13 protein-coding genes and 1 pseudogene are annotated in these 16094 nt (G+C 43.1%); 4 read left to right on the forward strand and 10 right to left on the reverse strand.

The window, feature by feature from the left end; translation table 11 throughout:
• Window positions 1-741: a LytR/AlgR family response regulator transcription factor gene (locus tag NO352_RS21560; protein WP_005545364.1), complete on the reverse strand. Its 741-nt coding sequence runs from the start codon at window positions 739-741 to the stop codon at window positions 1-3.
• 219 nt (window positions 742-960) lie between these two features.
• Window positions 961-1404 carry a cell wall hydrolase gene (locus tag NO352_RS21565; protein WP_005545366.1) on the reverse strand — a complete coding sequence of 148 codons (444 nt, stop codon included), beginning with the start codon at window positions 1402-1404 and terminating at the stop codon, window positions 961-963.
• 61 nt (window positions 1405-1465) lie between these two features.
• Here NO352_RS21565 and NO352_RS21570 point away from each other — a divergent pair, with 61 nt between their 5' ends.
• Entirely contained in the window at window positions 1466-1693 is a 228-nt protein-coding gene (locus NO352_RS21570) for a hypothetical protein (protein WP_289356747.1), read from the forward strand.
• On the opposite strand, the gene NO352_RS21575 is transcribed toward NO352_RS21570, so the two are convergent.
• From NO352_RS21575 to NO352_RS21595, 5 genes and pseudogenes are all read right to left on the reverse strand, one after another.
• The gene (locus NO352_RS21575) at window positions 1690-2307 is read right to left on the reverse strand and encodes a VanZ family protein (RefSeq protein WP_289356748.1); all 618 of its coding nucleotides are present in this window, start codon (window positions 2305-2307) and stop codon (window positions 1690-1692) included. The genes NO352_RS21570 and NO352_RS21575 overlap by 4 nt on opposite strands.
• A gap of 61 nt (window positions 2308-2368) precedes the next feature.
• A complete protein-coding gene (vanY, locus tag NO352_RS21580) occupies window positions 2369-3232 on the reverse strand; it encodes a VanY-A/VanY-F/VanY-M family D-Ala-D-Ala carboxypeptidase (RefSeq protein ID WP_005545369.1) in 864 nt (287 codons plus the stop codon).
• Between the two features lie 109 nt (window positions 3233-3341).
• On the reverse strand, window positions 3342-4448 hold the full coding sequence (locus tag NO352_RS21585) for a HAMP domain-containing sensor histidine kinase (RefSeq protein WP_268599176.1): 1107 nt from the start codon (window positions 4446-4448) through the stop codon (window positions 3342-3344).
• Window positions 4449-4529: 81 nt separating this feature from the next.
• Window positions 4530-4948, reverse strand: a pseudogene (locus NO352_RS21590) (response regulator transcription factor); the annotation flags it as partial.
• Between the two features lie 539 nt (window positions 4949-5487).
• The gene (locus NO352_RS21595; protein WP_289356749.1) at window positions 5488-6048 is read right to left on the reverse strand and encodes a TetR/AcrR family transcriptional regulator; all 561 of its coding nucleotides are present in this window, start codon (window positions 6046-6048) and stop codon (window positions 5488-5490) included.
• A gap of 150 nt (window positions 6049-6198) precedes the next feature.
• Here NO352_RS21595 and NO352_RS21600 point away from each other — a divergent pair, with 150 nt between their 5' ends.
• A complete protein-coding gene (locus NO352_RS21600) occupies window positions 6199-7152 on the forward strand; it encodes a DsbA family protein (protein WP_289356750.1) in 954 nt (317 codons plus the stop codon).
• Between the two features lie 227 nt (window positions 7153-7379).
• On the opposite strand, the gene rlmH is transcribed toward NO352_RS21600, so the two are convergent.
• Window positions 7380-7859, reverse strand: coding sequence for a 23S rRNA (pseudouridine(1915)-N(3))-methyltransferase RlmH (gene rlmH, locus NO352_RS21605; RefSeq protein ID WP_040735637.1), 480 nt, complete (start codon window positions 7857-7859; stop codon window positions 7380-7382).
• Window positions 7860-8127: 268 nt separating this feature from the next.
• Here rlmH and NO352_RS21610 point away from each other — a divergent pair, with 268 nt between their 5' ends.
• Window positions 8128-8295: a hypothetical protein gene (locus NO352_RS21610; protein ID WP_005545381.1), complete on the forward strand. Its 168-nt coding sequence runs from the start codon at window positions 8128-8130 to the stop codon at window positions 8293-8295.
• A gap of 115 nt (window positions 8296-8410) precedes the next feature.
• Here the strand turns inward: NO352_RS21610 and NO352_RS21615 are convergent, their stop codons facing one another.
• Together NO352_RS21615 and NO352_RS21620 are read right to left on the reverse strand one after the other, a co-directional pair.
• Window positions 8411-13165: a phosphodiester glycosidase family protein gene (locus NO352_RS21615; protein ID WP_289356751.1), complete on the reverse strand. Its 4755-nt coding sequence runs from the start codon at window positions 13163-13165 to the stop codon at window positions 8411-8413.
• A 70-nt stretch (window positions 13166-13235) separates the two neighbouring features.
• Window positions 13236-13502 carry a helix-turn-helix transcriptional regulator gene (locus NO352_RS21620; RefSeq protein WP_289356752.1) on the reverse strand — a complete coding sequence of 89 codons (267 nt, stop codon included), beginning with the start codon at window positions 13500-13502 and terminating at the stop codon, window positions 13236-13238.
• A 439-nt stretch (window positions 13503-13941) separates the two neighbouring features.
• On the opposite strand from NO352_RS21620, the gene NO352_RS21625 reads away from it, so the two are divergent.
• The gene (locus NO352_RS21625; protein WP_289356753.1) at window positions 13942-16092 is read left to right on the forward strand and encodes a YhgE/Pip domain-containing protein; all 2151 of its coding nucleotides are present in this window, start codon (window positions 13942-13944) and stop codon (window positions 16090-16092) included.
• Window positions 16093-16094 lie beyond the last annotated feature (2 nt).

Consider the following 16094-nt stretch of genomic DNA (forward strand, 5'->3'; position numbering starts at 1 on the left):
TTATTCGATCTTCCTAATCATATATTTGGTATAAACATCTTTAACCTCTTTGATTTTAGAACGGCCTATGGGTAATTCCAATCCATTGGACATGAGAACAACTCCGCTAGCAAACTTTCTCACATGAAGTAGATTAATGATAATGGAACGGTGGATTTGCAGGAAGTTACTGTCTTTTAAAGCTAAAGCATAATCTGCAATAATTCCTTTGCTTTTATAGGTTTGATCAGTAGTAATAAAATGTAGTTTGCTCTTTATCGTTAAGCTTTTGGCAGCTTCAATACTAATAAGGTCGTCATATTTAATCATGATTGATTCATAGGCTGACTTGATGACCATAAACTTTTTATCAAGTGTTTGAAAGTACTGGCATAGTTTGATGATTTTCTCCTCCAAAATCGAGGGGGCAACAGGTTTTATCAAATACTGGAATGTCATGACATCAAAACTTTCTACCATATATTCAGGGTAGCTTGTCAGAAAAATAATTTGTTCATCCAAGTTATGTAACGCTCTTATTCTACGAGCTGTCTGAATCCCGTTCAGACCACCTATTTCGATATCCAAAATTAGAATATGGAACGGGGGTTCATTGGTCTCATAATGAGATACCAATTGCTCTCCCGAGCCGAATAATTCGATTTCAAATTCTATATTTGTCTTTATCGACAAAGTAATCAGGATGCCTTTAACAATCTCTCTTTGTTTTTCCTCATCATCGCAAATAGCCACTCTATACATAAATGATGCACTCCTCGACTATTTGAATTTTATAGTAATAGATTTTAGACGAAATGCAGATTTGAATCCCTTGAATCACTTCTAACCCGGCAACAACTTTATTCCACTAGACCAAAAAAAGCCGCGATTTACGCGGCTCTTAATGAGATAAAGTTCAGACAACCGATATGACTGTGACAAGTCAGGATAAGAGATTCTGAGCTCTTTTCGTTCATACAATTAAAACGTATTATATATATCTTCACATTCTGCCGCGGTCGGTTCATAAAAACAGTGCTTCTTCCATCTTCCTGCGAGCGGCTGATTATACCAGGTTTCCGGACATGGTCCGGGATTTTCGAACGTTCCTGGACGGAAATACCACAGGGCGAATTTGGCTGGCCAACTTCGCTCCCCGTTCACAGCACGTCGCGCCAGACGGCGTTCCCTCTCTCTTGCGTTTTGATAGTACATACCATGTTGTAACGCTTCGAACGCATGCGGCTGGTTGATCATTTGGGGAATTGTCCGGATGTCTTTAAAGTCGGAGCAATTCACTCTTATTCGGTTAATGCCAACACTTCCAACATGGAGCATGCCCGTTTCGCCTTCGGTCTCAGCTTCAGCTCGAAGCAACCTTGCCAACATATCAATATCCTGTTGCCTGGCTTTTACGACTGCCATTTGCTCACCTCTTTAGATTTCTCTAGACTCATCATATTGTAGGCGAAGCGGATATGTTACTATGGCAAAAATAAAGAGCGATAACATCAAACATCATTGTACAATACAATCCGCAGGTAACTGCACGGTCAGCGCCATCTCGGTAACCATCCCACTGTTCGAAAGCCGCTTGTGCCCAGTATTGCAGCAAGGTGTAGACCGTAAACTTACGCACGGTCTCATGGTAGCCTACCAGTTCGGCCAAATGTATTTTTGTATTTTATTGGATAATCGACAGGCGTGCATTTAGAAAATTTTTCGAAATAAAATTGGATAATGAAGTAGTATCATACCTGTAAATGAACAAACTAAATAAAAAACAGCCTCGTATTTTACGACTAAAGAGGAAATATCAGGTTTTATTTCACCTCTTTTATATATCATTTTAAATAAAGCTCTATATATTAAATACCCAATAATCGCGCCTAGGGTGTTCATAAGTAAATCATCAATATCTGTAATCCTATGATTTAGCAATTGACTTAGCTCAATAGCAATTGAGAAAAATAATCCAGTATATGCAACATTTTTGATTGTTCTAAACTGCGGCCAAATAGTTGGCAATAAAAATCCTAACGGCATAAATAAAATAATGTTCAAAATATATGTAGTAATACCTTCAGAAGCAAAGGGGAGTAAGTTGATTTCACTTATACGAATTAATGTTTCATATTTTCCTATCACCCATATATTTCCTACCCCCGTCACCATATACACTAGCGCAAGGTAGAAAAGAAAAACATACACCCATAGAAAATGCTTAATAGATAATTTTTTTTGCGCCTTTAATAAAAATCCAGTTTGAAACACAATACAAAAAATAATAGTACAAAAATAAGTATACAAAACTGTAGCTGCAAGCATATTAGAATACGTCTCCTAACTTTACATTTAAACCAATGACTTTATCATTTTAGAACCTAATTCAAGAAAATGAGGTCACAATCACTCCATCTATATTATTACCGGATATTTCATGATGTTCATTCGCTGGTACTTCAACTTCAATTGTCTCATTTTGAGAAATGGGGTAATATGAAATTGTATATTTTGTCCCATCAACACTAACAGAAATGCTCTTTTCTTCTTTTAAATAATCCAAATATTCTTCCAAAGCTAAATTCATTTCCTGCATAATCACACTGTGAGGCAAGCCGACATAACGAATATGCCAAGGTTCATAATGAATTCCTGTAACAACCGTTTTATCCAAGGGATAGCGTAATATAAATCCGTATTCCCAAGAATTTTTTTCTATCCACCTTCCTTCAGGTGCTTTATCCATCTTCATTTGAGTAGATCCCACATCAAGCGATAACCCCAAATTGTGTTCGCTATGACCTGCTGGCAAAGCAAAATCAGAACCCATTTCTTCGTAAAGTCTGCTTTGCTCATCTAAGTCTCGAAAACCACTGCTAATTAAAAAGTGCCAAACCCCATCTTTTTTGGCATCAGCTATCATCTTGGAAAATTTTTTAGCTATTTCTTCTGACAATTTAATTTCGTTATCAAGTAACCCATACCCCTTTGTCAATTCTTCGTGCGTAAATAAATTTATGACATCTGATTTTATACTCTTTTGGCGAACAGGATGTTCATTGTTGACCAAGAGTAGATTCCCATGATAGATTTGTTCTTCCGTAAGCTCAATCTTTTGGATATTTTCAGTAGCTGTATTATCATTTTGTTCATATTTTTGAATATCTACTTTATCTTTGGATATCGGTAATATATTAAAAATAAAAACTAGAAATAATGCAAAAACCAATAAAAAACCCCACTTTTTCATTTTTAGTCTCCTCCTTGATGTAACTTGTTTATAGGATAGGAAAAACTTTTAAAATAAAAAGTGGGGTAAATTTTAAATTTTCCTTAAATTTTTCATTTGGATTTTACACTTAATCTCTTTGGGAATCCTCCATTGGTAATCGGACTTCAAATATAGTGCGTATTAAATCACTTTCGGCAGTTATTGTCCCATTGTGTTGCTCTACTATATTCTTCGCAATGAATAAACCGAGACCTGTGCTATTTTCTTGATGAGTTCGTGCTTTGTCACCAGTAAAAAGCATATCGAAAATATGAGGCAGTTCATCTGGAGGAATGGCGTCCCCATAATTGATAACTTGAATAACTACTTCCTTTGAATCAATAGAGCCGTTGATATCTACATACTGCCCATCATATCCATAACGGTTTGCATTAATTAGAAGATTTTCAAACACACGCGCCAACAACTCTCCATCACCCATAATAGATAAAGGGGAAGTAATATTCGTTCTTGCTATCAAATCGTTTTTCTCTAAGACAGGATACAACTCTTCTTTTAATTGAATAAGTAGCTCGCTTAAATCGATTTGTTTCTTTTCAATTGGTAACATGCCATAATTCATCCTAGTTATTTCGAATAATTCATCAATCAACCGTTCTAGGCGTTGAGATTTAGTAAAGGCAATCGTTAAAAAATGCCTGATCTGATTTTCAGTCAAGCTATCATCCTTAAGGATTAAATCTAAATAACCTAAAACAGAGGTAAGAGGTGTGCGCAAATCATGAGCCAAATTCACTACTAACTGCTCTTTACTATTTTCCGAAAAGTCACCCCTTTCTATAGCCTTTTCCAATTTTTCACTTGCCTGATTAATGCCTTGTGCAATATCACTAAATTCATCATTTGACAATATTTGAACTCGATGCTTAAAGTCACCCTGAGCGAGATAATGAATTCCTTTTGAAATCTCATTGAAATAGGCAGAATAGGGTTTTGTAAGTAAAAAGAAAAACAATATCGAAAGCAGGATAAATAACAGTAAAAAGACGTTAAGGTCTCCAATATTTTGTATGATTTTGCGAAAATAAGCTAGTGTATCTCCATAACTAACATTTGTATAATAATACAATTGGAGTACTTTAAAGAGTAGGTATGTTATGGCGCTAGACAACAACATGCTTAAACATAACAATAATATCATTTTTGAACGAAAGCCTCGTAGTATTTTAACCATTGAGTTTATAATCTACCTCCATACCTGCTAAAAAATGTCTTCTGCACTATAAACTTTATTTGGATAACTGGTTAATAACTATAAAATTTCAAACTCTTTCGGTGTTGACTCAATATTCTTACCATATATAGTAACTGTACGTTGTTCAGGAGAAATCGTTAATCCTCCAAATTCCAAGTTTGAGTTCTGTTTGAATGGTTTCGTCATATAATCGTTTGCTCCAATCACGAGTCCCTGCACTTTATCAAAATCAGACATTTTCGCGCTCAAAAAATAATGGGCATATTATGTTTTTCGCGAATGCAATGTGCAACCTTATATCCATCCATTTTCGGCATCGCAATATTCAAAATAAGTAAATCAATGTGTTAAGTCTGGATAACATTAATATTTTCTTGCCCATCCGATACCTTAATGACACGATACCCTTCTAAATGTATAGCAACCAAATCAGCAATTTCAACATCATCGTCACCTATTAATATTGTTATATTTTCCATTCATTCTACTCATATACAAAATTATCATTAATTGAACTTAATTTTGAGCAGCAGAACTGCATGTAACTGAACAATAAATATTGTCACGCCTGTTGATTATCCAATAAAATACAAAAATATCGCAGCAAAAAGGACGCCTTTTCAGTAAAATCTATTGCACCACACAACACGATTTGAAAGAGGCGACCTCCTGATAAGGATAAACTTTCGCCCATATTTTAGCCTCGATAAGATTGAAGTAAATGGACTTAATAATTGGTCTAACATACTTTCCCCCCGTGATATATCCTCTTAGATGTCCAGTATGTTTTACCGATGAAATTTACCAACACTTGTGGTAAATTTCATAGCCAACAGCCTTTCTAGCGGATAAATAGAATGAAGCCATTTCTCTTGAAACGCTGGAGGACGCCCACCCAGACATTTTTTATGGATTTTGGTTTCATTCCTGAATCTTGTAGTTAGTTTATTGCATAACTGCTTTGCCAATTTAGCTCTGCTTTCCATCTCTTAATACTCGGCAGAGTCAGCTTTAACCCTCACCCCTGTTCAATGCCCGACATCAGAAAGGGAATAGCGGGGTGAATAAATGCTTCCGGCGATAATTCCTTCCCCTTTCTCCTCCACTCCACAGAAGCACCATATAACCCCCAACTTAAAAGGACCGCTGTGATTTTTAACGATTCATCCGCCGCCATCGTCAGTTGTTTTCGCAGCATTTTATAGAAGATAATCTCGAGCTGCTCTCGAATAATACGAGCAATGGTCTCATCGTATCCTCGATGACACCGATTGGATAACGCGCTCTGGAAATCTGTTATAGCTACGAAAATTTTAATAAGCGATGCTTCATTCAGCACGCTATTTCCAAAGTCTATCGCATTCAAATTAATCAGAAGCACTTCGGATAAAACCTTGTCGAGCAAATCATATATGTCTTCAAAGTGATAGTAGAACGTTGCCCGATTAATCATCGCCTCTGTCGTAATATCCTTCACGGTAATATCCTTGAATTCTTTTTTACCTGAAAGTTCAATAAAGGAATCCATGATTAACTTACGCGTTCGCAAAATTCGGGGGTCTGTCTTGGATTGCGTCATTCCTGTCCCTCCAACATTTTAAACAGATGTGCCCATGTGTTGCATAAACGACAAATCACATGATCTATTGGTGTTCCGGTAGAATTATTATGGCTAAAATGTAGTTGTAAAGCAAAATGATCTTTCGGAAACTTCAAGGAGGCAACCATCATGGCAAATGACGATAAACGAATAATCAGCGATAATCATATGATTTGTGATCTTGAGACCGGTGTCTGCGGCGTAGCTGGGGAAGAAGAAGTGGAAATGATTGATTTCAATCCACTCCACAAATCCATTACAGTTTATTATGTGACGGATCCAATCTGCTCACACTGCTGGGCGCTTGACCCTGTCCTACGACGATTTAAAACGCAGTATGGACATGTTTTCAACTTCCAAACGGTAATGGGCGGGCTGCTCGAAAAATGGGGGGATGAGCCGGTCGATCCACGTAACGGTATATCTGGACCTGCTCATGTCTTCGACCACTGGCGAGAGGTTGGGGAATACTCGCGTATGCCAATTGACGGTTCGCTGATGCTAAGCGATCCCGTCCAATCCTCTTACCCACCCTCTCGTGTATTTAAAGTGATTCAGCAACATCATGGCAATACAGTAGCCTATGATTACTTAAGACGATCACGAGAAGCTTTATTCGCATTTAATCGAAATATCGCGGAGGAATCCGTCATGATTGACATCGTAAATCAGCTTGGGCTGAATGGAGAAGCGATCGTTCAAGATGCTGAACATCAATCCGGCCAATCCTTATTGAATGAGGATTTTAGACTCGCTAGAAGCCTTGGCGTTCGAGGTTTCCCAACGATCGTCATGATCAATGAAGAGAATAAAGGAGTCAAAATCGTAGGTAGTCGTCCGTTGGAGTCTTACGTTGAGGGCCTTCAGCAAGTGTTGAATACGGGAGAAATTAAGCCAAGGCAGCAACCATCGCTTTCGAACTTGCTTTCGCAAGAAAAGCTATTATTTTCTAAAGAAATTGAAGTGATGTATGAGATCGACAAGTCGGGGATCAATGCTTTTGTTGAAAAAGAACTTGCACCAGGAAGTTATGAAATAGGGAATCTCTTAGGGGAGTTCTACTATACAACAAAGAGTTCTTGATGGGGAACGTTGAAAATGAACGAAAATAAAGTTAAGGACAAAGAGCTGGCTAATGGGCTGCTCTTTGTCTTTTTACATAGAAATGGATAAATTTCTTGGGCGGATATCGCCTATGAGTTGGGTACAGGAGTCAGCAGCATTTCATTACGGCTTTCGGACGCGTGCTTGAAATAGAGATAATGCCCGCAAACATATTTGTACCTTCTCCACAACAATATTTTTCACCGTCACTTATGGTACGGCTCACCTCGATTTATCTTCACTGCACGGTAGATCTGCTCCACGAGTACCAAGCGCATCAACTGGTGCGGCAGTGTCATGCGGCCGAAGGACAGCTTCGAATTCGCTCGGCGAAGAACCGCATCAGATAGCCCGTTAGAACCGCCTATGACAAAGGCAACATTGCTTGTCCCGTACGTAGCCAACCGATCGAGCTGCGAGGCCAAGTCCTCACTCGACCAAAGCTGCCCATCTATCGCGAGGGCCACGACATGGGCATCCTGCTTAATGTGGCCAAGAATACGCTCTCCCTCACGATCCTTAACTTGCTCCAGCTCGGCATCGCTCATTTTCTCGGGTGCCTGCTCATCCGGTACCTCTGACACCTGGAATTTCACATATGGAGCCAGCCGCTTGCTGTACTCCGCAATGCCCTGCACCAAGTATTTCTCCTTCAGTTTCCCTACGCATACCAATTGAATGTTCATTGTTGCTGTTAACCCCGTTTCCTGATCTTAATCACCATATAAAAAGAGAGAACGATCCATGCCCTCCCTATGATCCAGCATATATAGTTAGTGTACCCGACATTTATCTCCTTCGTCCATGTTGGCAATCAGCCGCCTGATGTCACAAATTTTCAAAATAAAACAAAAAACTTTTGTACCCAAACGCGTAAAAGCGTGATAGAATACATCTATGCAAATATTTACATCGGCTTTTTAACCAACAACTACAACCTTGGAGGTGTAAAGAATGGCGACGATCATTCTGTACATGGCTTACTTGCTAATTCCGGTACTCAGCTTTCTATTTCTGTTCAACCTGCTCGACAACAACAAGAAGAGAACACAATATTCCGTCTACTACTCGTCCATAATGTCGGCATTCTGCCTCATCGTGTTCTTGTCAGGGCAGCTCTAAACTTAATAGCGACTATGATTGTTAAAAACTTGACATGCAAAAGGGGCTGGATAAACAGCCCCTTTATTTGTGCCTTCATATGGAGTTAAAACGGTTGTATGGTCGGTGTTCTTCTTCAGAAGAAGTGGCAAGTGTAACGCTGAATGGGCTTGTGAAGGCGTTGAACGGCACTACTGTTGCATTCAGTTGCAGCGTCGCTAACCTTTAATGTTCCTTCGTTTCGATCAAGTTGGACCTCGTCAATCGTCGTATCCGGCAGGCCATTAACTGTAATGAAACTTTCCCCGTACACGGACTCCACTACACTCGTAGCACGTACAACCGCTGTCCCCTGCTTGTGTCCTGTCACGATACCATCAGACGTTACCGTCACAGCTCCGTCTACTGAAGCATCACGAACTGACCATTTTACGGTCTGATCAGCACCGATAAGAAGCATCTTCGCATTCAACTTTACACTTTCTTTTACAGCCAAACTTACGTCCGTCTGATCAAGCTCGACCGATACAGGCTGCTGTTGTGGCTTGCGAATCGAGAACTCATCAATGACAACATCATTAATGTTCTTCACGAGGAACTTCATCTCGCTGCCAATAATCTCAACGGCTACATAGATTTGCGCCTTCGTTCCGTCTATTTTGTACTGCCAGTCTTGTGCAACAACCTCATAGAACTTCGGCCCTGAGGAGCCCGCTACAATATAAGTTGTCCCTTCTCCCTCGCCAACTGGCTTGCCGCCGCGCAATGGGCTCGTTCTTAAGTACACATGGTCATGGCCATTTAATGCCGCATCCACATTAAGTTCATCAAATGTGGATGTCCAAGCATTGCGAATATGCTTCTCATTATTCTTGCTTCCATATGGACCACGATGGAACGTAACGATCTTCCACGTTTTATCCGTTGCGGCCAAATCTCGTCGCAACCATTCCTTTTGCTCTTCGAGGTCGTACTCACTATTCAGCACGGCAATATGGGCATTATGATAATTAAATGAATAATTGCTGCCCTTCAAGCTGTCTATCCCGTTCTGTGGATTGTTGAAATGAGCAAGGAAATCATCATTTTTCCGTGTTCCCGTCACCTCATGGTTACCGACTACCGACACAACTGTTGTCTTCAAGAATGTATCCTGTACTGCCTTGAACCACATATTCCATTCATTTTCCTTAAACCCATCCTCGACCATATCCCCGGCCTGTAGAATGAAGTCAAAATCCGGCTGATCAGCCACTGCCTTCCGTACAATATTGCCCCACAGCTCGAATCCCGCTTCATCCGCGGATTGCGAGTCGCCAAAGAAGAGGAATTTCGTACGTGTACCGTCCAGCTCAGCCGTCTTGAACGTGCCCTGCTCACTCACCTTGTCGCTGCCGTTGCCAACACGATATACATATTCCGTTCCCGGCTTAAGCCCTTGAACAACTGCCTTATGCACACGAACCGTACCGATATCCCACGTATGGAGCATATTGCTCGAGCCATTCACCCGAATGACATTCGAATGGTTAAAATCGACGAAGTCTTCCTTTTTCGCGATCTCTACCACTGAAACATCCACGTTAATATTGGAATGCCACGTAAAGCCGCGAGAAGTTGCCGGATCTACTCCCATTGTCACACTCACGTTGTAAGGCAATTCGCTGCCCGCCACCGGGGATACCTTGAACTTCACTACTGGACTGAATCGTGTTCCCTCGTTCGCTTGCAGCTCGTATTCCCGCACTGTCCCCGTCAGCTTATTCGTGGTAAGCTTGCCGTCTGTGCCCGTTACACCCAACTCTATTCCGTCACGTGTCACGATACGCGCGCCTTGTACAGGAGCGCCAGTCTCATCAACAACCCCAAGCACAGTATCCTGCCCCTCGGTTATGCCGTCCGTGTTCCAATTCAAGCGCAGATGATACTGAATGGCCGCGTGAAGAGGAAGGCCGAAGAAGCTAAAGTCTGTGTTTCCTTTATCCGCCAATCCAATGCTTCCTGATGTAAAATCGACCTTGAACGCACCCGACACATCCGACTTTAGGTGATATTCAATTCTCGCGAGCACTTCGTCATCCCTCAAGTTTAACTGATGCACATCAGAAAACTTTAGATTCACTTTCCCATCCGAGGTAATACTTTCCTCGATATTAGCGGGGCCAAGTTCACCGCCTGCAACTACTTCTATCTTCTCTATCAAATTGGGATCAACGATAAATCCAATGTCAGCACGTTTAATATGGGAAGGCTTGAATCCTTTAACCTCCACCTTGTAAACATTGCCTGCATAAGCATTGTTTGCTCCCGTATATACGAGCTTCGATGACACGGTATCAACGGTAAACATCCATTCTTTTTCTGCCCGATTCCCGTTCATATCACGAATTTTGACCTTCACGACATGAACCCCGTCTGCCAAAGGCACATTCGGTGTATAGTGAATTTCACCCTTCGGTGGATAAAATCCATGCTGAACCAGTTGTCCATCCACATACATGCGCACCTTATCGGGATCAATCAGCGTCGTTGCTGGATGCTTGATTGGATCATATCCGAAATCTTCCCCGTACACATGGATTTTCGGAGTCGAAGTATGAATTGTACTGCCATCAACCGGAGAGAAATCCTTCAGCACTGGCGGCTCCATGTCATCCGTATTCGGGCCATATAGCGCTCGGATTTGATCGATATAAAGAGTCCCATCGTTCTTGTTTGTATTTTTCGTTTCCATATATCGAATCGGCATGGAAATTTGAAGCGGAAGAGGTCTTCCCTTAGGAACCGCTGCCTCGATATACTTCCAGCCTGTGAACTCAAGGCCCGTCTTCTCATCCGTATAATCAATATCTACTGCAGCCCCATTGCCGTCTCGCAGCTGACCGCGCAGCCAGTGCTTTTTACCGTCGCCATACACCCACGCGCTTATTTTTTCCGGATAGCCAGGAATATCAATATACTTATCCTTGCCTTTCGTATTGATGTATGCGCCTGATATCCCTACTGTATCGGTAAAGTCATATTCCAGCTTTGCAGCCTTACTGCCGAATCGTACAAATTCTTCATCCGCCGTCTCGCTGAGCTTTACACTCTTGTACCTTGCACCACTTTCCTCATAGTAACGATCCAGACCACCCTCGAAATCTTCCAATACAACAGGTTTCAGCCCTATATTTACATCCATTGATGCCTCAATATTACCGTACTTGACGATAATTTTACCGTTCTTATCCGATTCCGAAGTTGCGGTAAATACACCGTTAGCATCAATAGAACCGATTGGGCCTTCGACCCTCCACTCAAACTGGCGATTATCGGCAACAACGACTCGCCCATCTCGAATAGCCGTTACCTGCATATTCACTTGTTCGCCGGTAGAAAAAGCCTTTACCTTGTCAGGCAATATGAGGTCTGTCAAATCCTTTACCACCTCGACTTGGCCTTGCCCCTGCATGCCACCTGCAGTCACTGCAACATTTGCGCTCCCTGCAGCAGATCCAGCCGTGAACTTGCCATCCCCTGCTATCGTTCCAAGCGAAGGATCAACAGCCCATTGAAATACATCTGTATATGGAGCTGGATGTCCATTTACATCTACTCCGGCTGCTGCGAATTTGAATGTAGAGCCAACGAGCACTCGCTCCATATTCGGCTGTACGACCAGCTTCGAGGCAGTTCCTTGCTCCGGTGCCTTATTTACGAGCAGCAATCCGTTTGCCGTCTTGCGTTCACTGCCGTCAGATGGACGGTTCAGGACCTTGCGAGTCAGCTCCCCCGGCAGCTTCGCTACGAACGTGGACGAGCCGCCACCATCAAGACACAGCGCATTGACGACACCCATGTCCTTCATTACCTTACCGAAATCATCGTAGGATACCCCTTCACTAAATCCTGGCGCTCGGCCGTCGATCACCATCATGATAATGGAGCCGTCAGCTTTTGTTCCGATTGCCACTCGTGGGTAGAGTGCCTTATCAGGATTCTCTTGCGGTACGCCATCCTTGACCAGCATAAACACGCCGCCGACTGCCATTTTAACGTCCTTCCACTCATCCTCCAGCTCAAAGCTTGCGGAGATTTCATCTCCTACCTTCAGCTGTTCGAGGATTTTGCGGTTCTCTGTTCCCGAAGCAGACAGCACAACCTTGCCCGAGGCAAGCGGTGCGTCCCCTTTGTCCTTGCGTATCTCCGCAACCTTGAGCTTTAAGGTGCTGCCGCTCTTTACTTCTCCCGACAGCACATCAAGAATAACTTCGTCGCCGAGATCATTAGTTTTGGTTGAAGTATGAAATACGGATGTGAATAAGGACAGCTTGTCGGCATTTTCACGCATCCGATTAATTTCCGATATTTCATAATCCTTGCCGCTAATGTGAAGCGTTCGCTTCAACTCTGGACTCAGTCCGTATATCGAGGTTCCATCCTTTTTCAATCCATATGCATACCAATCCCACTTAGGCGGCGGACTCACCAATATCTCACTATCACCCATAAATAAGCCAAGAGGCACGCCTGTCGTCATATCATAGAAGTCGCCGTTGATGGCTGCAATAACCCGATTTCCCGCCTTGTCTGCATGATCGGCCATCTTCGTAACACCTGTCATGCCGTACACTTTCCCGTCCGTCATGCCAGGCTGCAAATCCAAGGAAGGATTCTTCGGATCGAACTCTACATAATGAACCTTCTCTTGCCCTTGTGGCAGCTCCATACTGTTCCAGGTATAATTTACCCCAGGTGCAAGCTCCATCTTTCGCTCATCCACAACTTTTCCGAAGCTTCCCTGCCCTGCACTAGACGCCATTGCCATACTGGTACCTGTGAATGCAATCATGGACCAGATCATACACAGAGATAGAACGACCGCCAATCGTTGTCGAATTTGTTTCATCCGTAATGTGTTCCTCCTACCGTGAAATGTACGAGAGGCCTTGCCCTCTCTATAACATGTCTCTATAACATCATCTTGTATAGTCGGCTGTCCCTGCAAAGTAATGAAACGCATTTCTCATTTCTTCGCCGATTCTACTCCTTACGAAATATTCAAAAATTGCTAGATGCGAAAACTTCCGATACTCAAGAAGCGTCATCTTCACGATCTGCTTAAATACGCGATTAAAATATTGAAGAGTTGTATATCCCGCGGCATGTGCATCCTCCCTCTTCCACATCTGCATGGCTAGCTTGCGTTCAACAACATCTTGATCCGCGAGCATGACCCGCAACATCAATGTCCCTCCTTTGCTGCTTTACTTGGTAATCAACGTTAACATAAACCGTTGGCGTCTGGTCATGATCTAACCAATCTTATCCAAATCTTAATAGTCAGGCGTACACCCGACCTCCTTTCCCTCTCTTCATAAAATGTACTGCTTAATGAGCAGAGCTGCCCGTACGCATCAGACTTTTTTCATCCGTTACAATACCTCCCTCTCTAAATTAGCTGACATGAGTCGGATGATTCGTCCCTACTATTTATGCAAGCGCTTTCCTAAAAATTGTTCACATTCCCCTTGCTTGCTTTGGCATTGACCCATCACCACACAATCCGTACACTGTATCCCCCAGCTTTAAGGCATCACCTCCTTTATCGCATGTTTCTCGCCTAAAATAGGCACAATGATAGCAATGTTGTCAATTCTTGAAATGAACGGGAGAGCAACTGCTATGAAATCCATCTTCAACCTATACCTGACTGACCTGAAACGCATTACAAGCAATTGGGCGGCCGCTATTGTGATTACGGGCCTTATTGCCCTTCCTTCCCTATATGCATGGTTCAACATTCTGGCATCATGGGATCCCTACAGCAACACCAAGGGTGTAGCCATTGCTGTCGCCAACAATGATAAGGGCGATACCCTGATGGACAAGCCAATCAATATCGGCAAGCAAATCATCGAATCGCTCAAGACCAATGAAGCGATCGGCTGGACATTCATGGACGAGAAAGAAGCACTGCGCCGCGCCGAACGCGGACAGGTATACGCAGCCATTATTATCCCTGCCGATTTTTCCGCACGGATCGGTACCGTATTGTCCAATGATCCACAGAAGGCGGAAATCGTCTATTACGTGAATGAGAAGATCAATGCAATTTCACCGAAAATTACAGCCAAAGGCGCGTCCGGCATCATCGAGCAGGTCAGCTCCAACTTCGTTCGTGAAGCCAATCGCACCATCTTTAAAATATTTAACGATGTAGGGGTGGAACTGAAAAATGAGCTCCCGACCATCGAAAAGGTAAAAAACCTCGTCTTTAAGCTGGAAAAAGGGTTCCCAGAGCTCACACATATTGTCGATGTGGCACTGCGCGATACGGCGAAGGCCAATGACATTGTAGCCTCAGCACAGCGTAATCTCCCGCTCGTTTCTCAGGTGGCCGAGGAAGGAGCCCGCTTCTCTCGCAGCGTTGGTGATCTGCTCAATTATAGCGAGCAAGGGATTGATACGATATCTCCCTTTATTAAGCAGGATCTTAACTCCATTCAACAGACGGCATTGGCCATTCAAGATTTGACCTCCCTACTGCAAGATGCAAGCAGCGATCCCTCTCTTGTGAAGGAGGCTTTGAATCGTGCCGAGGGTCGGCTGAATACTGCTCTTACTCTTGTAGATGGCCTTAGCAGCTGGTTCAGTCGACTTAATGGGGTTGTCCCTGGAGATCGCTTTGGCAGCACTATAGGACGCTTGAAATCCATACGAGATAAGCTGGAGCGGCAATTATCCACTGTGCGTCAAATCTCCGGCGCGGTAGATCGTGGTGAGAAAGTGTCGGCAGACCTGATTAATCAATTGAATCGGATTGCGAAAGAGACTGCTGATATTACGGGCAGCATATTAAATCGGTACGATGATGAGATTAAGCCGAATATTGTCCAAGGCATTCAGACAGCAAAGCGTACCGTCAACAATGTTCAGACTGTATTGCAGGATGCACTGAATCACATGCCTGACGTAAAGACAATTCTGAACGATGCCGCTAAGCTGATTTCGGTCGGTAGTGAGGAAATTGCAAAGATACAGCACAGCCTGCCGGAAGCGCAATCCAAGCTGACGGATATCGCGAATCGAATTCGCTCATTAGAGGCACGTGGCGATATCAATGAAATTATTGATTTGCTGAGAAACAATTTTGAGAAAGAGAGCGAGTTTTTCGCTGAGCCCGTCGTGTTGAAAGAACATAAGCTGTTTCCGATCCCGAACTACGGATCGGCCATGTCACCATTCTTCTCTACGTTATCATTATGGGTCGGTGCCCTGCTCCTGGTGTCGCTTCTGACGGTGGAGGTGCATGAGGAAGGCGTAAAATATAAGGATCATCAAGTGTATTTCGGTCGCTATCTCACCTTCGTCACAATCGCGCTGCTGCAGTCCTTGCTTGTAACACTAGGCGATTGCTATCTGTTGAAGGCATACGTGCTCAATCCATTCTGGTTCGTTCTCTTCGGCATGATGCTAAGCGTCGTATTCATGCTAATAGTATATACGCTCGTATCTGTCTTCGGCAACGTAGGCAAAGCGTTGGCCATCGTGCTGCTTGTTCTCCAGCTGGCAGGCTCAGGAGGTACCTTCCCAATCCAAGTAACACCGCCTTTTTTCCAGGCAATTCATCCTTATTTGCCATTCACCTATGGCATCAGCATGATGCGTGAGGCGGTCGGCGGTATCCTATGGGATGTAGTGTGGCGCGACTTGATGATGATGTGTATCTATGTTGCGATTACACTCGTCATGGGCCTTCTGCTAAAGACACCGCTCAACCGGTCAAGCGCCAAGTTCGTGCGAAAGGCGAAGGAGAGCAAACTGATTCACTAGCC

This window comes from Paenibacillus sp. S-12 (assembly GCF_030363895.1).
GTDB classification, from domain to species: Bacteria; Bacillota; Bacilli; order Paenibacillales; family Paenibacillaceae; genus Paenibacillus_B; species Paenibacillus_B alvei.